Genomic DNA, 23,231 nt, shown 5'->3' on the forward strand with positions numbered 1-23,231 from the left:
TCTATTTTCTTTAGGAATAATATATAATTTGGAGGGGTATTATGAGTCGTGCACAACGGAAACAGAGACGAAAGTTCCAATTTCTCGTCAGGACGTTCGTCTTGGTCTGTCTGATTTTATCTGGCGTCATCTATCAACAAAACCAAGAAGCCGAGGCGAAAGTGAAGCTTCATGCGTCTACCTTGGGAAACGATTTGCGATTTAGCGGGATGGCGCTACGGTTAGATGCGAAAGGCCTATACATACACTCGAACAGCAGTCATAAACCGATGGGCTTCACAGGGGCCGAAATCGACCCGAAACGTGGGACGATTGTCGTCCGTCGTGATCGCGGCGATTCGGTCGTCTCTATCATTGCCGAACCGGACGAGACGCTCACGAAACGAGGCATCACGATCGGGGCTTCTGGTGGCGGGAGAGTGACCCACTTGTATTTATATCAAAACGGTGTTCAGCTCAATTTGGCTAAACCGGCTGACTATGCAAAAGCAGCGGGTTCTACCTCTAATATTTGGATGACCATCATCAGTCAATCTCGATGAGTTACCGGCATGTCCGGTGCTCATCTTTTTTCGAGTCGAGGCCAGAATTTACTATAGAATGAGGGAAAACGATGCAAGCTTATCAACGTGGATTTTTAATGACGCCGACACAGACCAAACGTGACGGGTGGGATGTGGTCACTTTGCCGAACGGTGACTTCTTTTACTATGACCCAATCACTCAGGTCGACTTGATTCAAAATGGAAGTCGGTGGATGCTCGCCTTGGGGGATGTCGTTGACATCCGAGCGATGAAGCGTGACCGGATGAACTTGCTTGCGCGACTGAACGCAGAAACGACGGAAGCGTTTCATGAGTCACTCGACTTCATGGGCGGTCGTTATGTGCTCATTCGTGGCGACGAGGCATCCGTCCGGCTCTACCACGATGCGACGGGGATGCGTGGCGTCTACTTCACGACAGAAGCGCCGCTCCGGGCCGCCAGTCATTTAGAGCTGTTGCAAGAAGACGTCCAGTCCGCACCGCACCCGCTCTGTTCAAGCGAGTTGCGTCAACACAACCATTACCACTTGCCGGGTCACTTCACGATCTATGAGACGATCCGGATTCTCGTCCCGAACCATTTCGTCGATGGTTCATGTGTGATGACGCGTTATTATCCACGGCGTCCGCTTGAATCGCTACCAGTCGAGGCGGCAATCGAACCGCTCCGGACGTGGTTCGACAACCAGTTGCATCAGCTGTTCGAGACAGACGAACGCATCATCTTTTCCCTCACAGCCGGGATCGACAGTCGTCTGTCGCTCGCGCTCCTGAAACCGTTCCTCGCAAACATCGAGGCGTTCACGTACCAAAACGTGGCGCACGTCGAGTCGCTCGACATCGATGCGGAAGTCGCCACGATGATGGCGCGCGACCTCGGGTTCGCCCATCGTATCATCCCGGTCGACGGCCGAGCGTTCGAACAAGCGGACGAGACAAAACCGTTTCGCGATATGATGCGCCAAAGTGTGACATCAAATCACGGTCATGCCCACGCCTATGAATATATGAAGCTGTACAACGACCGGCCGACGCGACATCTACGGTCGAACATCCTCGAGATCGGCCGTGCCTTTTACCGGAAAAACCGTACCCTCCCAGCCGAGTTCACCGTCGAAGGCGCGATTCGTTGCTACTCGTGGAAGTCGCGGGAAGATGACCGCGTCGTCGCGTTATGGACGTCTTACGTTGAAGCGGTCGGGTTGACCGAAGCGACGCTCCACGGCTATGACCCGTACGACTTGTTATATTGGGAGTACCGGATGGGCATGTGGCACCAGCAAGTGCTCGCTGAGAGCGACGTCGCTTTCGAGACGTACATCCCGTTCAACGCCCGGGCCATCCTTGAGCTGTTCCTCATGCCGGAGTATGGGGACCGTCTATACGCCAAGCTGTTCTATGAAGTGATCGGTCATGAGTGGCCAGTGCTCGCGTTCTGGGGCGTGAACAAACGCGACACGATGCGCGATTATCTGCATCCGACGCTCGACCAAGACTGGATGCCGTTGAACGGGGTCATCACGAGCGGACGGTTGGATGAGTCGACGATCCCGTTGAACGTACGTCGCTTGACGACAAACGTGTCGTATCATCTTGAGGCGAACGCGATGAAAAAAGGCGATCACATGGTCTACACGCAAATTCTACCGACGAAATCCGGACAGACGTATCGCTTGAACTTGAACGTGCTCAACCCGTTCGAAAAGCGGTCGTCCCTTGGCCTAGGACGGATGCGCTACGAGATTTGGGTCGACGGGGTCTTGTACTTGTCCGAGGATATCGCGGCCTGGGGCGGCCCGAACCAAGTATGGGTCGAGTTCGATGCGACGGCTGAGACGACCGAGTTCATGGTCCGGACGGTCGCCCTCCGTGACTGTGGACCAAACAAATGGGGCGCGGCCTCAAAGATGCAACTTGAGGCGCTGCGTCTTCAAGAAATCGAGCACGGTCATTTGAAGGCTGGGGCATCGAGTCCGTTCACACAAGTTCATGAGTTGATTGAAGTGGAGTAAGGCTTTTTGCCTAACGTGTTTCAATTTCCAAGGAATCCCTCGATGTTGCAGTCGGGGGATTTTTTGGAAAAGATACACGGAATTAACGAAAAATTAATTGTATTTACTAGTGGAATTGGATATGTTTAGAGAGGAGAGTGATCTCTGAAACGATAGGTCTGAAGACGGAATAGGGAGCAAGGCCAATTGTCATCCGTCAGACATTGTAAGCGCTATTATTCGTTTCAGTTCTGCTTCACCACATTTGAAAGGGGAAAATCAAATGCTCACACGAAAAACGAACAAGTTGTACGCTTCACTCGCTGTGGCGGCCATCACCGCTTCATCGATCGTTCCGGCAGCGACAGCTGACGCGGCACCGAAAGCGAAGACGGTCAAACTGAAAACGGACTTCGTCCGCGGAGGGGACCTCGACGCGTCACTCGACAAGACATACAAAGGGGCCAAAATCCACTGGTACAAGTCTTCGGTCAAGATGAACAAACTCGGTACATATCAAACGGCGAAAGGAATCGTTCTCGGTAAGGGGTTGAAAGTCGAGAAGCGCGTCCGCGTCTTGAACTATCCGGTCGCCATCGAGCCGGCTGAAGCGCTCTCGTTCAAACAAGGGGAAAACGTGCCGAGCGCACTTCGTCTCGATGTTCGCTTTGCGAACGGTACGGTCGAGCGTCTCGTCCGCGTTCATGGTATCGATACATCGAAAATCGGTTCGTTCACAGCTCACGCGAAATTCACGAGTAACGGCCGCACAATCGAAGCCGAACTTCCATACTCGGTCGGTGGGAATACAGTATCGTTCATGCACACGAACGACACGCACGCTTCACTCGACTTGGCGCCGAAACGCGCGACAGCTGTGAAGCAAGTTCGTGCCGAGAAGCCGAACGCTCTCTTGATCGATGCGGGGGATGTATTCTCAGGTTCGCTCTACTTCAACAAGTTTGAAGGTATGGCTGACTTGAAACTCATGAACTACATGAAATACGATTTGATGACGCTCGGGAACCACGAGTTCGACCTCGGCGGCGACGAAGACGGCAACGCAGAGCTTGCCAAGTTCATCCGCTATGCGAACTTCCCGTTCGTCAGTTCGAACCTCGACTTCTCAGCTGATGCGAACTTGAACCCGCTCTTCCGTGATGCGGTGACGGACAAGCCATACAACGGTCGTCTCTATGAAGGTGTCATCAAAGAAGTAGACGGCGTCAAAGTCGGATTCTTCGGTCTCACAACAGAAGAGACGGCTGACATCGCCAGCCCAGGCGACACGCAATTCCAAGACTACATCGCGGAAGCGAAAGCAGCCGTGGCAGCGTTCGAGGCAGCTGGCGTTAACAACATCGTCGCGGTCACGCACTTAGGCTATGATGACAACGCAGCGGTCGACAACGACCAAATCCTCGCGGAAGAAGTTGAAGGGATCGACGTCATCATCGGCGGACACTCGCATTCGCTTCTCAAGGAACCGGTCGTGAAGAACGCGGATACAGACAACCCGACCATCATCGTCCAGGCGTACCAGTACAGCCAATACCTCGGCACACTCGACGTCACGTTCGACCATGACGGCAAAGTCGTCGCGCATGAAGGTACGGTCATCGACGTGTCAAAACTTGAGGCGGACGCGAAAGCGACGCAACTCCTTGCACCGTTCAAAGAAGACGTCGACGCATTGAAAAACCAACCGACCGGCGCTACAGCGACGGCAGCGTTGACGAACCCAAGATCGGGAGATCCGGACAACACGACAGGTGAGAGCGTCCGTAAAAACGAAACGGCACTCGGTAACTTGATCACAGACGGTATGCTCGCGAAAGCGAAGACGTTCAACGCGGACGTCATCGGCGCGATGCAAAACGGCGGCGGCATCCGTGCAGCCATCGATGAAGGGGGAATCACGATCGGTGAAGTGCTCACGACGCTTCCGTTCGGCAACACGCTCGCCATCGCTGACCTCAGTGGGACAGAGATTTACCAAACGTTCGAGCGCAGCGTCGGACCGCTTCCAAACGAAAACGGCGGTTTCCTTCACGTCGCCGGCTTGAAAGTGACGTACGATAGCTCGAAACCGTCAGGCTCACGCGTGACGAAAATCGAGTACTTGAAAGACGACGCATACGTCCTCGTTGCGAACGACACGACGCGTTATAAAGTCGCAACGAACGCCTTCACGGCGAAAGGCGGCGACGGCTTCGAAGAACTCGGCAAAGCATACGCAGAAGGACGCGTCCAAGACCTCGGTCTCTCGGACTGGGAAAACTTGCGTGACCACGTGGCCGGTCTCAAAACCGTTGAGCCGAAAGTCGAAGGTCGCATCGTCGACACAGCAGCAAACTAAGCAGTTTCACTCTCCTGATCTTTTCAGGGGAGTGTTTTTTTTGTTAATGGTCGTGAAAGTCGGGTATACGACAAGAGGGGCGGGTCAATGGATTGTCATCTGACTGAAATTGCTTGCCTATCTGATATTTGATACTATGACAGAGGGTGTAGGTGTGAAGCCTACGATACGACATGATGAAAGAATGAGGCGAATTTAATGGATGTAAGACGATTATTGTCCGACGTTCAAGCGCACACGAAATGGGTACGTGCCGAACGGGAACGGATTTCACAAAAAGAACCACTAGATGAAGGCGATGTCGTTCTCATTAACGACTTGCCGTCTTTGACGAAGAAAGCCCAGCTCCCATATTGGGACGACGCCAAACTCGAAGCCTACCATACGGCTCTCGAACAAGAATGGGGCACGGCGTCCGAGCGATTCCCGAGCGACGTGTCTTCATTCCCGTCGTCGAACGGAACCGCGTATTATTATAAGAAGAAACTCATCGACGTGGCGTTCGTCGGACCGGTCGAACGGGCCGAGACGTGGCGTAACGTCTGCAACATCCATACGTTCAGTACGGTCACCGAGTTTTTAGAACTCATCAATGCCGATGTGAACATCGAGTTCCTGATGATCAGCCCGATTCTTCCAGGAGAAGCGGCGACAAGTTTTGAGCATATGGGGACACCACGTTCACATTCGCGCGAATGGCTCGAAAAACTGATTAAACAAGCGAACTATCGGGACATCCCGACCGTGTTCCACACGGAGGCCGATACGAACCATTACGCTCGTTTCGCATCACTCGCGGCAAAATGTGATGTCGTCTTTACGGCCAACGAAGAACGGGTTCAAGATTACACGGAACTGTGCAACCATGACCGTGTCTTCGTCATCAAGCCGTTCGTCAACCAATTGCTTCATAATCCGATCGGGATGACGCGCCCGCGTCTGAACGATGTGCTCGTCACGAACGACTTCCCGATGCGCAACGTGTTCATGGACGACGTCAACAAATTGATGGACGGTGTGTTAGAGACGGACCATCAACTCTTTGTGACGAAGTCGAACCGTGATCAACATACAGAAGTCGCTGAGGCGTATCGTCCATATCTCGTCGCCAGCGAGACAAACATGGATGACTTGAAAAAATCGGTCGACTGGATTCTTCATGTCAACGAAGTGAAGAACAGTCCGACTTACTGCGCCCAAGAGATCTATGATGCACAGGCGCGCGGCAATCTCGTCTTGACGAACTATAATATCGCCGTCAACAACGATTTCCCAAACGTGTTCATCGCGACGGGACGTTTGGACGCAAAACAAATCTTGAGCATGTTCAAGACAGAAGACGAGATGGTCCGCCAGCAACTGTCTGGTGTTCGCACGGTTATGGGCGGCCATACGCTACACGACCGGTTTGAAGAGATGTTGTTCGCGCTCGGACTCGAGACGGAGGCACTCGGGGCCCGCCCTGTCCTCGTCGTCGGCTCGGGTGACGAGTCGCGTCTCCAAGCGATGATCGACGCACAGACATATGCGGGCGTCCGTTTCCGCATGGCAGACGCCGTGACCGAGACAGATTTACAAGAAACGGCGTTCGTCGCGTTCTTTGACTCGGCCTATACGTATGAGGCGTACTACTTGGAAGACATGATTAACGCCTTCAAATACACGGACGTCTCGTTCGTGACGAAAGCGGCCTACTTCGACGGCAAGACGTTCGTCACGGGCCCGGAACATGACTATGTGACGGACGTGACCGACGTCCACCGTTCGGTGTTCGTCGCCGAACAGTTGTCGCTAAAAGAAGTCGCGACGCGGACGCTCAAAACACGCACGTTATCAGGTTATGCGATTGACCGATACGAGCTCGTCAAAGGCGAGGTCGTCGTGACGCCGAACGCACCACGTGACTATAAACTGTCTGTCGTCGTGCCGGTATATAACAACGGCCGTTACTTGTATAACAAATGCTTCTTCAGTTTGAAGCGGAGCTCGATGTTTGACGACATGGAAATCTGGCTCGTCGACGATGGTTCGACCGACAACGAGACGGCTCGTTACGTCGAGCGCTTGGCACGTGAGCACGCGAACGTCTACACGTACTCGTTCGCGGATGGCGGCAGCGGCAGTGCCTCACGCCCCCGCAATAAGGGCGTCGAGCTTGCGACGACTCCGTATATCGCGTTCCTTGATCCGGATAACGAGGCGGTCAACGACGGCTATCATGAGCTGTATCAGTTGATGACACGCGAACCGGGACTCGACCTCGCCGTCGGCAGTATGTTGAAGCTGTCGAACCGTGAGGCGATGATTGAACTCGAAGGGCTCGAAAAAGATGGCATTCGCATGATCGAAGATCCGCGCGCCTACTTGCTCGAGCACAACTTCAAAGTCCAAAGCATCCAAGCGATGGTCATCCGCCGCGACTTCATCGTCGAGAACGGATTGAAGCAAGTGATCGGTGCGGTCGGTCAAGACTCGCTCTTCTTCCAAGAGATGTTCTTGTCGGCAGAACGGGTCGCACTCGTCGATTTGACGATCCACGATTATTACGCGGCCGTGGCCGGGTCGACCGTCAACACGATCACACGCCGTTACTTCGAGAAGTGTCTCTTGCGTGAGACGGCCCGAGCGAAAGCGTTCGAACGTGAAGGTGTGCTCGACGTTTACCGCGAGACGCGCTTTGAACGGTTCTTCGAGCTATGGTATCTCCAGTTCATTCGCCGGTCGCGGGAAGAGGACTTCCTCGGCAATGTGGACCTGTTATATGCCATCTATGAGCAGTTCAAGCCGCTCGAACCGAGAAGCCCGCGCTTCAAACAGTTCATCGATCTGTACGAGAGCGGTCAAAAAAATGAATTGAAACGTCTATATTTCGACGTATTCCGTTGAGGTGACAACCATGAGTGAACAATTGAAACAAGAAAAGAACCTTCTCGAGATGCAGCTCGCTGAACAAATCGAGGAGAACAAACGACTTCAACGTGAATACCGGATCAGGGGTCAACAATACCAACGTCTCTTGCATCGTTACGCCGAACTGCTCTATACGGTAGAGTGGATCTCGAAAGAAGTCGAGAAGGCCGATAAACGCTATCACCAAATGAGTCGGAAATTTACCCAAATCAATCGTAAATATCAAAGTTTGACACAGTCTAAAGTCGGCAAAGTACTCCTTAAAGTGCGGGCCATCCGAAGCCGTGTCGGCAAAATCGTCAAACGAAAATGACCAACCGGGAGCGACATGTGATGTGTCGCTTCCTTATTAGTGAAATCGAGGGGAACAACCCCGCAGTTTGGAGGAAAGACATATGGGTTGGCAAACGAAAGCACGTCGTGCGGCACATCTTGGTTTACAGCGCTCACGTCGCGTCGGGAAACGAATCATCAATAAGACGCGCAATCGCGTGATTTCCCGTAAAGGGGGACCGATCGTCCCGAATTGGTATACCGCATCGAATGCGGTGCACTTAGAAGGAGCGGACGTCATCGTCTCACGGCCGGAAGCGGTCGCACTCGCGTACCGAGCGGATGGAAAAGAAGAGGCGCTTGACCTCAAGCAAATGTTCTCAAAATCAACTCGTCATCTGCACATCCAGTTTCGGGCGAAGGCGACAGGAGACGTCAATCCCGTCGTCAAAGTGTCGCTCTACCAACGGAACAAGCACTCACGTGACGTGTTCATCTACAATCAAGCACCGACCGACATCGCCTTGCTCGCGAACGAGACGCGAGTCCGCTTCGCCATCGAGACGGAAGGGAAAGGCTCTTATAGCGTCATCGAGTTGAACGTCAACGGTGTCTCGCTTTGGGATGTCGAAGGTATGGCTTACCATATGCAAGACGCTGATTTCGACTATCGCATCGATTTGACACCAAAACAGCTCGAGTTGATCTCGGCAATCAACCGCGTCGTCGACTTCGAAGACGATAAACTGTTGCTTCACGGCGTCGGCAGCCAGTACGTCCATTTCGGCGTCGGCGAGTCGGCGCTCCCGCACGTGAACACGAAACGTGCCATCGATTTCCCGCTCGGGGACATGGACGATGACGTCTATCGTTTCTATTTAAAAGGGACGGTGACCGGCACGGCGAACGCTTCCCTGTTCGTCGTCACGTACACGGCGGACGGCCAAGACCAGATGATCGAGGTCCCGCTCGGGCTAAGCGGCATTATCCGCCTGACACCGAGCCATACAACGGTCCGCTATTTTGTCCGTTTCTCAGGTCACGGTGAGCTTCATGGATTGAAGCTCGGTATGGTCCGCGAGAAGAGCGTCCGTCGCGAAGAAATCCTGTCGCTCAAACCGTCGATGTGGACGGTGCCGACGCCGGATACGATCAAACTGAAACATAAACACGACCAGCTGGTCGTCAAGTTGAAGACCGGGGAAGGCAATCGCCGTTATATCTCGTACGCCGAGACGAACAACAGCTTCAAACTGTTGCCGGTCGATTTCTTGTTCGACGTCAAATCGAACAGTCGTTACCGGGTCACGGTCGATGGAGAGATGGGTGAAGGGACGAACGTCGTCCTCTATATCATCACGTATTCGACGGAAGGCCGATTGAATATGCAGCAAGTCCAACTCGGTTCAGAGAAAATTTTCGAGTTCGAGAAAGAGGCGCGTCGCCTCCGTTTTGCGCTTCGTGTCGACGGGGACGGGGAAGCGGTCATCGACCGGATTCGTGTCACCGAGGAAATCATCAGCGACCGGACGCGTAGCCCGGAATGGCTCGACGTGCGTGAGGCCCGTCTTTTCCGTGCCGTGCCGCGTGAGCTGCACGAACTGAAAGTCGCGGCCATCTTCGATGAGTTCACGACCGCATCGTACCGTCCAGAATGTGACTTGATCACGTTCACACCGGACAACTGGACGGCCGTGCTTGCCGATGAACAGCCGGACTTCTTGATGGTCGAGTCGGCGTGGAAAGGGAACGCCGGGGCGTGGGAGAAGAAAATCGTCAAATACGGCACGAACACGTGGGAAGAACTCGACGGCCTGCTCGAATGGTGCCGTCATAACAACATCCCGACCGTGTTCTGGAACAAGGAAGACCCGATCCACTACGATCGCTTCATCGAGACAGCCAAACGGTTTGACTACGTCTACACGACCGACGAGAATCGAGTCGAGGATTATATCCGCGACTGCGGTCACGACCGCGTCGGCGCGCTCCCGTTCGCCGCGCAACCGAAAGAGCACAACCCGATTCGCTTGCCGGGTACGCGTGAACCGTACGCATCGTTCGCGGGCTCGTATTACGCGAACCGTCATGAGTCGCGTCGTCAAGATATGGACCGCCTGTTCGCCGCAGCGAACCGTTACGGCCTCGTCATCTATGACCGCAACTATGAGATGAACCAACGCGGCGAGACGGACCAGCTCCAATTCCCGGAGCAGTTCCGTGACTCGATTCGCGGCAGTTTGAAATATAACCAGATCGCGAAAGCATACAAAGGCTTCAAAGTCATGCTGAACGTCAACTCGGTCAACGATTCGCCGACGATGTTCTCGCGTCGTGTGTTCGAAGGACTCGCCTGTGCGACACCGGTCGTCAGCACGCGTTCGATTGGCGTCAAGCAGATGCTCGGCGATTACGTCTTCCTCGATGAGGGAGATGCCATGCTCGACGAGACGTTCAAGAAGCTGTTGACGGATGACGCGTTCTATGAGGACGTCGCCATGCGCGGGATGCGTCACGTGTTGACGTATCACACGTACACGCAACGACTCGCCCAAGTCGTCGGTGCGATCGGCATCCCGTATCGGGTCGATCACGCCAAAGTCGCCATGGTCGCCATCGTCCGCTCGAAAGAAGAGATGGAGCGTGTCGTGTCGATCTATCAAGCGCAAGACTATGCCCACACGCATCTCGTCGTGTTCCTCGACAAGTTCGACGGTTACATCGACGTCTATAACGAGTACAACACCGAGGAGATCTCGACGTTCATGCTCAGCTATTTGACGCAGTACAACGCCTTGTCCGAGATTTTGGACGGCTTCGAATGGATGGCGTACGTCAACCGGGAAGACTACTACGGCCCGTCGTACGTGTCCGATTATATTTTGGCGGCGCGTTATGCCGACGCCAACATCTTGACGAAAGGCGACCATTACACGTTTGACGGGACGCTCGAGAAACAAGACACAGATGCGAGCTATCGCTACGTGTTCGACGCTGTGCCGACACGTTCGCTCGTCAAACCGGCGGCACTCCGCTTCTATAGCGTGAAAGAGGCACTCGACGTGTTGACGAAAGATGCGTCACTCCAAGAACTGGCCCAGTCCGGGGAGCGCATTTTCAGCATCGACCCGTATCAATACGTCAAAGGCGGAGCTAATCTCTCCGACGCAATGGTCCAGGAGGTAACGTTATGACGAAAGCACCGCTCCGCGTCCTCGTCTATGGGGACGTGAACTTGAACTTGATCGACGGGTCGGCCATTTGGCTGACATCCGTCGTTCATATGTTGAAACAAGACCCGTCGATTCACGTCGATATCTTATTGAAACGCTCGATCGTGAAGCCGGAAGTGACGGCGTCGATTCGTGAGTTGCCGAACGTCCGTTTCCTCGACGTGTTCAGCGAGACGTCACCGAAGAAGGACGAACCTTATTACGAGAAGAAAGTGCTCGAGCCGTCTGAGGCGGCCCAGCTCATCCATGAGCTCATGATGAGCGGGTCGTACGACTTGGCGTTCATCCGCGGCTTCCAGCTCGCCTACAACTTGTCAGCATATGAAGACACGATGGCGAAGACGTGGACGTATATCACGGATTTCACGCACGACCATACGCAGGCGTCGGACGAAGAGCTTGCCCGCTTGAAACAAATCGCCTCACGCTCGGCCCGCATGCTTTGCCAGACGTCGGCGATGAAAGATTATTTTGAAACGTTCCTTCCGACAGAGCGTCCGTTCCTCATCTTGAACCCGATGATTCCGAACGTGAAAGAGGCGACACCATCGTTCACGAAACCGAACGACCGCCTCGTCTATACCGGCAAATTCGCCCCGCTCTGGTATTCGAGCGAGATTTTGACGGCGTTCGCGAAACTGCGTGGCATACATCCGGCGGCCGAGCTTCACGTCGCCGGGGACAAGTTCAATCAAGACCCGAACAACCCGAACTTCCGCAAAGACGTGACACATCGACTCGGTCACGATCCAGGCGTGACGTGGCTGAAAGGCATCCCGCGCCGCGACGTCGAGACGTTAATCGAGTCGAGTGCGGTCGGCGTATCTTGGCGCCATCCGGAACTCGATGCCTCGCTCGAGCTGTCGACGAAGCTGCTCGAATACGGGGCGCTCGGAAAACCGGTACTACTCAACCGTAACCCGATGCACGAGCTCATCCTCGGGGCGGACTATCCGCTCTTCGTCAACTCGGAGACGGAGTTCATCGACAAGGCACGCCTCGCACTCACGGACGCAGGCATCTACCGTGAGGCCGCCAAGCGCTTGTACGACATGGCCCAGTACTACACGTTCACGAACACGTACGCGCGTCTGCGCGACGAGTTGTGGGCGATGAAGAAGTTGACGATCGTCTTCGCCGGTCATGACTTGAAGTTCTTGAAGCTGTTCATGAAGCAGTTCTCGGAGAACCCGCGCTTCAACGTGCTCGTCGACCAATGGGATGGCCATAAGATTCACAACGTCAACCATAGTAAGGCATGTCTTGAGCAGGCCGACATCATCTTCTGTGAGTGGGGACTCGGCAACGCCGTCTGGTACTCGGAGCATAAGCTGCCGCACCAGAAGCTGATCGTCCGGATTCACCGTCAAGAGAAAGAGACGCCATTCCCGCGCCAATACAACTTGCACAACATCGACAAAATCATCCTCGTCTCGCCGTATATGCTCGAAGAGATGTACCGTCTGTTCCGCATTCCGCGCCATAAGATGACGATGATTTATAACGCCGTCGACGGCAAGCGTTTGGCGCAGCCGAAAGTGAAACAAGATTTGACGTTCCACCTCGGTATGATCGGCGTCAACCCGAAACTGAAACGGCTCGATTTGGCGCTCGATTTGCTCGAGCAGCTGTTACAACAAGACAGCCGCTATAAACTCTTCATTAAAGGACATCACCCGAACGAGATCTACTGGATCAACAAGCGGGAAGAGGAGCGGGCGTATTACGACAAGTTGCTCGCCCGTCTCGAAGAGCCGCAATTCCAATCGAGCGTCCAGTTCGACGGCCACGGCGACGACGTGCCGGAATGGTTGCAAAAGATCGGTTTCGTCCTCTCGATGAGCGATCTTGAGAGCTTCCATTTGGCTCCGGCCGAAGCGATGACGTCGGGGACGTATCCGCTCATCCGTCACTGGACGGGAAGCGAGACGATTTATCCGGACGACGTATTGCTCGAAAATGTGTCCGACGCCGTCGACATCATTCGCTCGTACGCCGACGATTCAGACCGTTTGCTCGAAGCCGCAAAACCGCTTCAAGCCTATGCGTTTGAGCACTTCGCGGTCGAAACACTTGCTAAAAAGCTGGAACAGCTTATACTAGAGGCGTTGTCCGAAACGGAAAAACATTGATTTGTCATTAAAATGTAATTGCTCGGCTGATTTGTTCAAGAGTATAATGAGTATTGTTTTATTGTCGAAACTGAAATAAAATGATGGACATGCTCGCACTGAGAAATCGCAGGGCACACACACACTTGGAGGTTACTACAAATGAAAGTATGTACAGTAGGTCTTGGGTATATTGGTTTGCCGACATCGGCAGTCTTCGCTAAATACGGCGTCGACGTCGTTGGGGTAGATATCTCTCAAAACGTCGTAGATAAATTGAACCGTGGTGAAATCCACATCGAAGAGCCAGGTCTTGGCGAAGTCGTAGCCGACGTCGTCGCAAAAGGTAAATTCCGTGCGTCACTCTCACCGGAGAAAGCGGACGCCTTCATCATCGCCGTCCCGACACCAAACAATGATGACGAGCACAAGTCGTGCGACCTCACTTACGTTTTGGACGCGACACGTAAAGTCCTTCCATTCGTCGAGAAAGGCAACGTCATCATCGTCGAGTCGACAATCGCGCCACGTACAATGGACGATTTCGTCAAGCCGATCGTTGAAGAAGCTGGATTCGTCGTGGGCGAAGACATCTTCCTCGTTCACTGCCCAGAGCGTGTCCTTCCAGGACAAATCTTGCACGAGCTCGTGCACAACAACCGTATCGTCGGCGGCATCACGCCTGCCTGTGCGGAAGCTGGCGCACGCGTCTACGGCACATTCGTCGAAGGCGAGATCGTCAAGACGGATGCGAAGACGGCTGAAATGTCGAAACTCATGGAGAACACGTTCCGCGACGTCAACATCGCACTCGCGAACGAACTCGCTAAAGTGTGTAACGACCTCGACATCAACGTCCTCGACGTCATCGAGATGGCAAACAAACACCCGCGCGTCAACTTGCATAGCCCAGGTCCTGGCGTCGGTGGTCACTGCCTCGCGGTCGACCCATACTTCATCGTCGCGAAGTCACCTGACCTCGCTCAAATCATCAACTTGTCGCGTGAGACGAACGTCTCGATGCCAGCCTACGTGGCCGACAACGTCGAGAAGCTCGTTGCGGGCATCGAAGACGCGAAAGTCGCTGTCTTCGGCGTGACGTACAAAGGAAACGTTGACGACATGCGTGAAAGCCCAGCTGTCGACATCTGTGAGCTCTTGCTCGACCGTGGCGTGAACATCTCGGTTCATGACGGTCACGTCGAGAAGTCGACATCGAGCCGTTTCGACCTCGTCTCGAAAGAAGAAGCGATCGCAGGCGCGGACCTCGTCCTCGTCCTCGTCGACCACAACGAGTTCAAGACACTCGATTTCGCTGAACTTAGCGGAGCGATGCGTCGTCCGATGATCTTTGATACGCGCAACATCGTGAAGCCAGCTGGCGAGGATGTGGCAGTCGTTAACTACGGCAACTTGTACAAATTTACAAAGGAAACGAATCTCGTACGTTGATTCAAGGTGAATTCACATGTTTAAATCCGCGAAAGCTATTCTTTCAGAACTGCAGTCGAGTAAGTATCTGATCATGCGTCTCGCGACGTATGAGACGAAGAGCAACTATTCAATGCAGTACCTCGGATTTTTATGGGAATTCGTCACGCCATTGCTGCAAATCGCAGTCTATTGGTTTGTATTTGGATTTGGTATTCGAAGCGGCAGGCCGATTGATGGCGTGCCGTTTCTGCCATGGCTCGTTGCGGGGATTGTCGTCTGGTTCTTTATTGCCGCGGCAATCACTTCCACGGCTCGGTCTGTCTATTCGAAGATTGGGTTAGTTTCTAAGATGAGCTTTCCAATCTCAACGATTCCTGCGTACGTCCTGTTATCGTTGTTTTATCGCCATGCCATTTTAGTGGCGGTATCCTACGTGTTAATGTGGGCGTTCGGCTATCCGATGGGGCTGCATTCGCTTTGGTTCATTTACTTGGCGATCAGTGCTCTTGCCTTACTTTACTCGCTAGCGTTAATCACGTCCGCACTGACGACCATCGTGCGCGACTTACAAAACTTATTGCAATCGCTCATGCGAATGCTCATGTACTTGACGCCGATTTTTTGGGTTCCGACCGGCCGTCTCGCAGATATTCTTCAAGTCAACCCATTGTATTACTTGATTGAAGGCTATCGTTCGATGTTCCTCGGTACCGATTGGCTCGCGAACAACTGGGCGTATGGTCTCTACTACTGGGCGATCGTGCTCGTCCTCTTCTTTGTTGGTTCGATGATCCATATGCGCTTCCGTCGATATTTCATCGATTACATTTGAGGAGGCTATCATGTATCAAGTTAAATTTGAAAACGTGTCAAAACGTTATACGTTATACAACAAGCCGACCGACAAATTGAAGGAGATTTTCCTCAATAAAACGAACGGGAAGCAATTCTATGCGCTCCGGAACGTCACGTTTGAAGTGCCGCCGGGCGAAGTCGTCGGCATCATCGGCATCAACGGGTCAGGGAAATCGACGATGTCGAACCTGCTCGCGGATGTGATGCCGCCCACCCACGGTCAAATCCAGTTAAAAGGCAAGACGGCGCTCATCGCAATCTCGTCTGGCTTGAACGGGAACTTGAGCGGGATGGAGAATATCGAATTGAAAGGGCTCATGCTCGGGATGACGAAACAACAAATCGCCGAGCTGACGCCACAGATTGTTGAGTTCGCCGATATCGGTGACTTCATCTATCAACCCGTCAAGACATACTCGAGCGGGATGAAGTCGCGTCTCGGATTTGCGATTTCGATTAATATCGACCCTGACATCCTCGTCATCGATGAGGCGCTCTCGGTCGGTGACCAAACGTTCACCGACAAGTGTCTCACGAAGATGAACGAGTTCAAGGATCAAGGCAAGACGATTTTCTTCATCAGCCACTCCGTGTCACAAGTCCGGCAGTTCTGTACGCTCGGACTTTGGCTCGAGTTCGGCGAGGTCCGCGAATACGGACCGGTCGAAGAAGTCGCACGCGAATACAACAAGTTTTTAAAATGGTTCCGTAACTTATCGAAAGACCAACAAGACGCGTTCAAAGCGGATAAGTTGAAACGCCGGACAACCGTTGTCGAATCTACAGAGCTCGGCGAGACGTATATCTTGCCGCCGCTCACAGAAGAGGAGTTAGCGAATCGATGAAAAAAGTAATGACTGTCTTCGGGACACGCCCGGAAGCGATTAAAATGGCACCACTCGTCCTCGAGTTGAAGAAACGTGAAGGGGTCGAACCGATCGTCGTCGTCACGGCGCAACACCGTCAAATGCTCGACCAAGTGCTCGAGTTGTTTGAGATCAAGCCAGACTACGACTTGGATATCATGAAAGACAAACAAACGTTGTATGACGTGACGTCACGCGTGCTCAAAGGCATGGGTGAAGTCATCGCTGAAACGAAACCGGATATCGTCCTCGTCCATGGTGACACGACGACGACGTTCGCGGCATCGCTCGCGGCGTTCTATAACCAAGTCGCGGTCGGACACGTCGAAGCGGGTCTTCGCACGTACAACAAGTACTCACCGTTCCCGGAAGAGATGAACCGTCAGCTCACAGGCGTGATGGCCGACCTTCATTTCGCACCGACGGAAACGTCGAAAGAGAACTTGCTTCGTGAAAACAAACCGGAAGACAAGATTTTCGTCACGGGCAACACGGCCATCGACGCACTCAAAACGACGGTCCGTGAAGACTACACGAACGAGTTGCTCGACTCAATCCGTGAATCAGGCCGCCGTCTCGTCTTGCTCACGGCCCACCGTCGCGAGAACCTCGGCGAGCCGATGCGCAACATGTTCCGCGCCGTCCGTCGTTTGATCGAGAAGTATGACGATATCGAAGTCGTCTATCCGGTCCATATGAACCCGGTCGTCCGTGAACTCGCCAACGAGATCTTACACGACATCGATCGTGTTCACTTGATCGAGCCACTCGACGTCTTCGATTTCCACAACTATGCATCAATCTCGCACTTGATCCTCACGGATTCAGGCGGCGTGCAAGAAGAAGCACCGTCACTCGGTGTTCCGGTCCTCGTCCTTCGTGACACGACGGAACGTCCAGAAGGCGTGGCCGCTGGTACGTTGAAACTCGCTGGTGTCGAGGAAGAAGTCATCTTCGGTCTCGCTGATGAGCTTCTTTCGGATGCAACGGCTTACGAGAAGATGTCGAAAGCCTCGAACCCTTACGGTGACGGGGAAGCGTCACGACGCATCGTCGACGCCATTTTGGCAACGGATTTCTAATAACTTAATGTAAAAGAATAAGAGTTGTCTCGTACATGCGTACGGCGACTCTTTTCTTATAAACGGAGGAAACGATATGGCAGTCAAACGAATTCGCCCTGCGATTTATCATTATTATCCGCGCGGCTTTCAAAAAGACCATTTACGGATGCGTGAAGAAGGGTATAAGACAGAAGTTACGTTCATGCCGGAGAGTGAGTCCGACTCAATTTATGTGCAACTGTTCGATTTGAAATTTGAAATCCCGCCGTCACAAATGTTTTTACCCGACGCCAAGATGGACCCTTGTAAGACAATTGGCCTCGATACACAGATTCACGTGCTCAGCGATGCGACCGTGAAGCTCGAGATGTATTTCATGCAATATAAAGATAAGGAACGTGTCTCGAACAAACGCTTCAAGTTGACGCTCAACCCGGGCGTCAACCAGATTGAGGAGTCGATTCCTCAAGTCGAAGGTGCGGAGTATTTCAAACTCTCTTACAAGTATGTGATTGAGACGACGGAGCCCCGGACCATTCGACTCGACGATTTATATCTCTCGTTTGAGGAGTAATCTTGTAGGAAGGGACTAACTCAGATGCTATTTAGTTCAACCGTCTTTTTATTCTATTTCTTGCCGATCGTCATCGGTTTGTACTTCATCTCGCCGCGTCCCGTCAAAAATATGATTTTGCTTGCCGCGAGTCTGTTTTTCTATGCATGGGGCGAACCGCGATTCGTCTTGATCATGCTCGCGTCGATTGTGATGAACTACGTCTTCGGACGTCTCGTCGATCGTGACCGACAACATGAAAAGAAAATCAAGTTATGGATGACGCTCATGGTGCTCGGGAACTTAGGGATGCTCGGGGTGTTCAAATATGCGAGCTTCTTCGTCGAGAACGTCAACAGCGTCCTCGGCTTCTCGCTGAACGACCCGGAAATCCCGCTCCCGCTCGGTATCTCGTTCTTTACGTTCCAAGCGATGAGTTATGTCATCGACGTGTACCGCAAAGACGGTCAAGTCCAGCGCAACATTTTCGACTTGGCACTTTACGTCTCGTTCTTCCCGCAATTGATTGCCGGACCGATCGTCCGCTATCAGACGGTCGCCGATGAAATTGTCGACCGGCGCGAGACGATCGATGACTTCGTGTCTGGGATTCAGCGCTTCGTCATCGGTCTCGGAAAGAAGATGATTTTAGCGAACAGTGCCGGCTACGTCGCCGACCAGATTTTCGGCATGCCGGCCGGCGAGATGTCGACGACACTCGCCTGGATCGGGGTCATCGCCTATTCGCTCCAAATTTACTTCGATTTCTCAGGTTATTCGGATATGGCCATCGGGCTAGGGCGCATGTTTGGGTTCCACTTCTTAGAGAACTTTAACTACCCGTATATCTCACGTTCCGTTTCGGAGTTTTGGCGCAGATGGCACATGTCTCTCGGAAGCTGGTTCCGAGACTACGTCTACATCCCGCTCGGTGGAAATCGCCAAGGCGAGTGGAAGACGTATCGTAACTTGGCCATCGTCTGGCTCTTGACCGGTGTATGGCACGGGGCGAGCTGGACGTTCATCGCCTGGGGTGTATACTATGGAGTATTCATCATGCTCGAACGTGCATTTCTTGGGAAATGGTTGAAAGCGATGCCGTCTTGGCTGTCGCTATCGTTCACGCTGTTCGTCGTCATCATCGGTTGGGTGTTCTTCCGAGCCGACGATTTCCCATATGCGATCAGTTATTTACAGGCGATGTTCGGTCTTCACGGCGGTCCGCTATTCGACCAACAAGCGCTCTACTACTTGGTTCAATACGGTGTCGTCCTCACGATCGCCATCATAGGGGCAACGCCAATCCCGCGCATCGTCGTCGGGAAACTATTGAGCCAAGAACTCGATGAGACGAAATCGATGACGACTCGTCGCATCGTCGGACTTGTCCGTGTGACGGGCGTGACCGTGCTCTTCTTCTTATCGATTTCGTATATCGTGTCGAGCACGTTCAATCCATTTATCTACTTCCGCTTCTAAAGAGAAAGGAGCAATACGATGCAGAAGCCGTTAGATTCTCGAAAGCCTGGTCCACGCCCGATCAAAGAAAAACCGAAGGGGCTTGAAAAGTCCTGGTTCGCTGATTTTCTATTGCTCGGTATGTTTCTAGGCGTACTTTTTCTCGGTCTGGCCACGTATTGGTTCGGTCAAGATCGGGAAGTGTCCGTGTTAGAAGGGCGTGAACTCGCACAACAACCGGAAGCATCGGTCAAGGCCGTGCGCGATGGCTCCTATATGGAAGCGTTTGAAACCTATTCGAGTGACCAAGTGTTCCAACGTGACCGTTGGATGGGGCTCCAGGCCGGTTTCCAAAAGAACATTTTCCGACAACAAGTCAATAACGGGGTGCTCGCCCTCGATAATGAGGTGCTCGTCAGTCCGGACGAACCGGTGCGCGGGTTTGACAACATGAAGCGCCTGTTCCCGGAATTCGGGGCGGCGATGCAAGAACAGGACGTCCCGGTCTACTTCGCCTCAGCTCCAAGTAAGCCGGCTTTCGCCTCTAAAAATGAGTTGATTCCGGATTACGTCATGAGCGGGGACTTGGAGAGCCGCGGCAATCTACATGACGCGGTCGAAGGGGCCGAGTTCGAACTCATCGACCTCGGCGAGACAATCTTCAATCAACCGATGGAAGACATCTATTTCTACAATGACCACCATTGGAACGTCCACGGGGCTTTCCTTGGGTATCAACAAATCATCGAGCGGCTCCAAGAAGACTATAAGGATGTACCGAAACTTGAGGCGTCCGATATGGAGACGTACAAGATCGACCAACCGTACTTCGGCTCGCACGCCCGTGAAATCTCACTCCCGTACGTCGAGAAACTCGACTACTTGGAATGGTTGGAACCGAAAGATGGCTTCACGACCGAGGTCTGCCGGAACGGTGATGACTGCGGCCACTCTGTCATCGCCCGCGAAGAAGCCGAAGAGACGGCTCGGTTCTCTGACTTCTATCGTGTATTCATGGGAGACAACTACGGACAGCTGCGCATCGAGCAGAAAGATCCGGTCAACGACTTGCACGTGCTCGTCTTGAAGGATTCGTACGCCAACCCGGTGCTCGGCTTCCTCGGTGAATCGTTCGGGACGGTGTCGGCTATTGACGTCCGCTACACGGAAGGCAAAGTCGATATCACGGACTATGTCGAAGAGAACGATGTCGACCTCGTCTTGTTCATGCATAACGACCGCATCTCCGGAATGTCTGGGGATTACGAAGATAGCTTTTAACAAACTGCCAATCATCCACGCGATGATTGGCTTTTTTTCATGGGGGCCCGCTATACTAACAGATAGGCAGGTGAGGTGAATGAAACGACAAAACGCTGACGGCACGTATCGTTACGTGCTCGTCCTCGGTGCGAAAGTGAACGGGATTCAACCGTCTCGGGCCTTGATGCACCGGATTGAAGCGGCGGCCGCATATGCGAACAGACATCCACACGTCGAGTTGATCGCCTCCGGCGGGCAAGGACCCGATGAAGGGATGGCGGAAGCGCGCGTCATTGCCCGGGAGTTGATGGCACGTGGCGTCGACGCGGCGCGAATCCATATCGAGGCGGAGTCGACGTCGACGTACGAGAACTTTCTGTTCAGCCGTCCGATTTGGGATGGGGAACCTGGACTAACGATCGTCACGAACGATTTTCACGTCAGGCGGGCCCGGCTCGTCGGTAAGCTGTATTTTGGCCTAGCGATCGATGCGCTCTACGCAAAGACGCCCCCGGCAACGAAATTGAAGTACGTCGTCCGCGAGCAGCTGGCGTACGTGAAGCTATTCATCAACTATATGCGCTGGAAATGGCGGCCATGACAAAAGGGACTTCGCAATGAAGTCCCTTTTTCGTGTTATAACGTGCCGATGATCATCCCACCGATGACCCCGACGATGACGAGCGCCCACGGCGGCATCTTCCAATATGCAATCATGACGAACAAGAAAGCGGCGAAGACGAAGTCGATCGCACCGTTGACGGTACTTGTAAAAATCGGCTGATAGAACGCCGCAATCAAAATTCCGACGACGGCGGCGTTGACCCCGATGAGTGCGCCCGCGACTTTCGGGTTGCGACGGAGCGCATCCCAAAACGGCAAGGCACCGAGAATCAACAGGAACGCTGGCAAGAAGATGGCAAGCGTGGCGAGCAGACCTCCCGGCACGCCATTGATGACCGTCCCGAGATAAGACGCGAATGTGAAGAGCGGTCCCGGTACGGCTTGGGCGGCCCCGTAACCGGCGAGGAACGCCTCTTCACTTAAGAAACCGGCCGGTACGAGTTCACGCTCGAGCAGCGGCAAGACGACGTGACCGCCGCCGAAGACGAGGGCCCCCGCGCGGTAAAAGCTATCGAACATGGCGACCGATTGACTCTCGATCGTCTCCCGTAAGATCGGCAAGATGACGAGGAGCGCCCCGAACAGGCCGAGGAGCGTCGCCCCGAGTCGTTTCGAGAGCAGGAACGAAGCCGACTTGACGTCGAGGTTTTGCGGTTTGAACAGCAAGAACCCGGCAAGTCCGGCGAGCAAGATGACGAGCACTTGGCTATAGGTCGTCTGCCATAACAGGACTCCGGCGAGTGCGAAGAACGCGATTGTCCGCGTCTTCGCGTCCGGCGTCAATTTACCGGCCATTCCGAGAATGGCGTGGGCGACGATGGCGACGGCGACGACTTTCAATCCATAAAGCCAGCCCGCGTCTGAGACGTCGAGTCCCGATACCAATAGGGCGAATAAGATGAGGGCAATGACGGACGGGGCCGTGAACCCGATGAACGACGTGATTCCACCGAGAATCCCACCTCGGACGATACCAATCCCGATCCCGACCTGACTACTGGCTGGGCCAGGTAAGAACTGACAGAGGGCGACGAGGTCGGCGTAGGCGCGTTCGTCCATCCATTTGCGGCGACGGACGTACTCCTCATGGAAATAGCCGAGGTGGGCGACCGGTCCGCCGAACGAGGTCAGTCCGAGTCGGGTCGAGACGAATAAAATCTCTAGTAACGTTTTAAACGTTACACGTTGTTTAGACATGTGATTCACTCCTTAATCTCTTTAAATAGTTCATACGCTTTTTGACGGGCTTCCGCCAAGACGACGAGACCTTTTTCGGTCGTCGTATAGTTCTTCCGGATATGGCCTCCGACGAGCTCGTTCGCCCGGACGAGCAGGCCATCCTGCTCCATCGTGTGTAAAATCGGATAGAGCGTGCCGGCACTGATCGAGTAGCCGTGCTCTCGAAGTTCTTCGACCATCCACGCGCCATATACCGGATGTTCGGCAGCATGATGCAAGATGTGAATATGAATAAAGCCGAGGAACAGCTTGCGAAGGACGCGGTCTTCCACATACATCATCTCCTTGAAATCGATTTTCGATATCGGTTTTCGTAATCATACTAACAATCGAGATGGGGAGGTGCAAGCCGAGAGGTGTCATTTACAAAAACTTAATGTGCGCATATTGGCGAGAATCGATTCGGAAAATATAGGGAATTTGTAAGAAATGAGGTAAACTGAAAAGTAGAAT

The 23,231-nt window shown here is 53.4% G+C and carries 16 protein-coding genes and 1 pseudogene; 15 read left to right on the top strand and 2 right to left on the bottom strand.

Annotated elements, in window-relative coordinates; all coding sequences use genetic code 11:
* The first annotated feature begins 41 nt into the window (after positions 1-41).
* From KNP64_RS07695 to KNP64_RS07765, 15 genes and pseudogenes are all read left to right on the top strand, one after another.
* The gene (locus tag KNP64_RS07695; protein WP_214763490.1) at positions 42-542 is read left to right on the top strand and encodes a hypothetical protein; all 501 of its coding nucleotides are present in this window, start codon (positions 42-44) and stop codon (positions 540-542) included.
* A 71-nt stretch (positions 543-613) separates the two neighbouring features.
* Positions 614-2,557 (top strand): asparagine synthetase B family protein, encoded by a 1,944-nt coding sequence (locus KNP64_RS07700; protein ID WP_214792563.1) that lies wholly within the window; start codon positions 614-616, stop codon positions 2,555-2,557.
* A 262-nt stretch (positions 2,558-2,819) separates the two neighbouring features.
* A complete protein-coding gene (locus KNP64_RS07705; protein WP_214763488.1) occupies positions 2,820-4,895 on the top strand; it encodes a bifunctional metallophosphatase/5'-nucleotidase in 2,076 nt (691 codons plus the stop codon).
* 198 nt (positions 4,896-5,093) lie between these two features.
* Positions 5,094-7,781, top strand: coding sequence for a glycosyltransferase (locus KNP64_RS07710; RefSeq protein WP_214792566.1), 2,688 nt, complete (start codon positions 5,094-5,096; stop codon positions 7,779-7,781).
* 10 nt (positions 7,782-7,791) lie between these two features.
* Positions 7,792-8,118, top strand: coding sequence for a hypothetical protein (locus tag KNP64_RS07715; RefSeq protein ID WP_034778855.1), 327 nt, complete (start codon positions 7,792-7,794; stop codon positions 8,116-8,118).
* Positions 8,119-8,200: 82 nt separating this feature from the next.
* Positions 8,201-11,272: a CgeB family protein gene (locus tag KNP64_RS07720; RefSeq protein WP_214792569.1), complete on the top strand. Its 3,072-nt coding sequence runs from the start codon at positions 8,201-8,203 to the stop codon at positions 11,270-11,272.
* Positions 11,269-13,443, top strand: a complete 2,175-nt coding sequence (locus tag KNP64_RS07725; RefSeq protein ID WP_214792572.1) for a glycosyltransferase — start codon at positions 11,269-11,271, stop codon at positions 13,441-13,443. The genes KNP64_RS07720 and KNP64_RS07725 overlap by 4 nt, the downstream gene beginning before the upstream one ends.
* 141 nt (positions 13,444-13,584) lie before the next feature.
* A complete protein-coding gene (locus KNP64_RS07730; RefSeq protein WP_214792575.1) occupies positions 13,585-14,874 on the top strand; it encodes a nucleotide sugar dehydrogenase in 1,290 nt (429 codons plus the stop codon).
* Between the two features lie 16 nt (positions 14,875-14,890).
* Positions 14,891-15,688 (top strand): ABC transporter permease, encoded by a 798-nt coding sequence (locus KNP64_RS07735; protein WP_034778846.1) that lies wholly within the window; start codon positions 14,891-14,893, stop codon positions 15,686-15,688.
* 7 nt (positions 15,689-15,695) lie between these two features.
* Positions 15,696-16,472 (top strand): annotated as a pseudogene (gene tagH / locus KNP64_RS07740) (teichoic acids export ABC transporter ATP-binding subunit TagH); the annotation flags it as partial.
* 80 nt (positions 16,473-16,552) lie between these two features.
* On the top strand, positions 16,553-17,659 hold the full coding sequence (gene wecB, locus KNP64_RS07745) for a non-hydrolyzing UDP-N-acetylglucosamine 2-epimerase (RefSeq protein ID WP_034778842.1): 1,107 nt from the start codon (positions 16,553-16,555) through the stop codon (positions 17,657-17,659).
* Between the two features lie 76 nt (positions 17,660-17,735).
* Positions 17,736-18,215: a hypothetical protein gene (locus tag KNP64_RS07750; protein ID WP_034778840.1), complete on the top strand. Its 480-nt coding sequence runs from the start codon at positions 17,736-17,738 to the stop codon at positions 18,213-18,215.
* Between the two features lie 24 nt (positions 18,216-18,239).
* Positions 18,240-19,673, top strand: coding sequence for an MBOAT family O-acyltransferase (locus KNP64_RS07755; RefSeq protein WP_034778837.1), 1,434 nt, complete (start codon positions 18,240-18,242; stop codon positions 19,671-19,673).
* An 18-nt stretch (positions 19,674-19,691) separates the two neighbouring features.
* Positions 19,692-20,933, top strand: coding sequence for a DHHW family protein (locus KNP64_RS07760; RefSeq protein WP_214792578.1), 1,242 nt, complete (start codon positions 19,692-19,694; stop codon positions 20,931-20,933).
* A gap of 79 nt (positions 20,934-21,012) precedes the next feature.
* On the top strand, positions 21,013-21,516 hold the full coding sequence (locus tag KNP64_RS07765; RefSeq protein ID WP_058764363.1) for a YdcF family protein: 504 nt from the start codon (positions 21,013-21,015) through the stop codon (positions 21,514-21,516).
* Between the two features lie 35 nt (positions 21,517-21,551).
* On the opposite strand, the gene chrA is transcribed toward KNP64_RS07765, so the two are convergent.
* Positions 21,552-22,736: a chromate efflux transporter gene (gene chrA, locus KNP64_RS07770; RefSeq protein WP_214792581.1), complete on the bottom strand. Its 1,185-nt coding sequence runs from the start codon at positions 22,734-22,736 to the stop codon at positions 21,552-21,554.
* Positions 22,737-22,741: 5 nt separating this feature from the next.
* Complete coding sequence (locus KNP64_RS07775) at positions 22,742-23,050, bottom strand: PadR family transcriptional regulator (protein ID WP_214792583.1); 309 nt, start codon at positions 23,048-23,050, stop codon at positions 22,742-22,744.
* Positions 23,051-23,231 lie beyond the last annotated feature (181 nt).

The sequence above is a fragment of the Exiguobacterium sp. s64 genome (assembly GCF_018618035.1).
Lineage (GTDB): Bacteria > Bacillota > Bacilli > Exiguobacteriales > Exiguobacteriaceae > Exiguobacterium > Exiguobacterium mexicanum_A.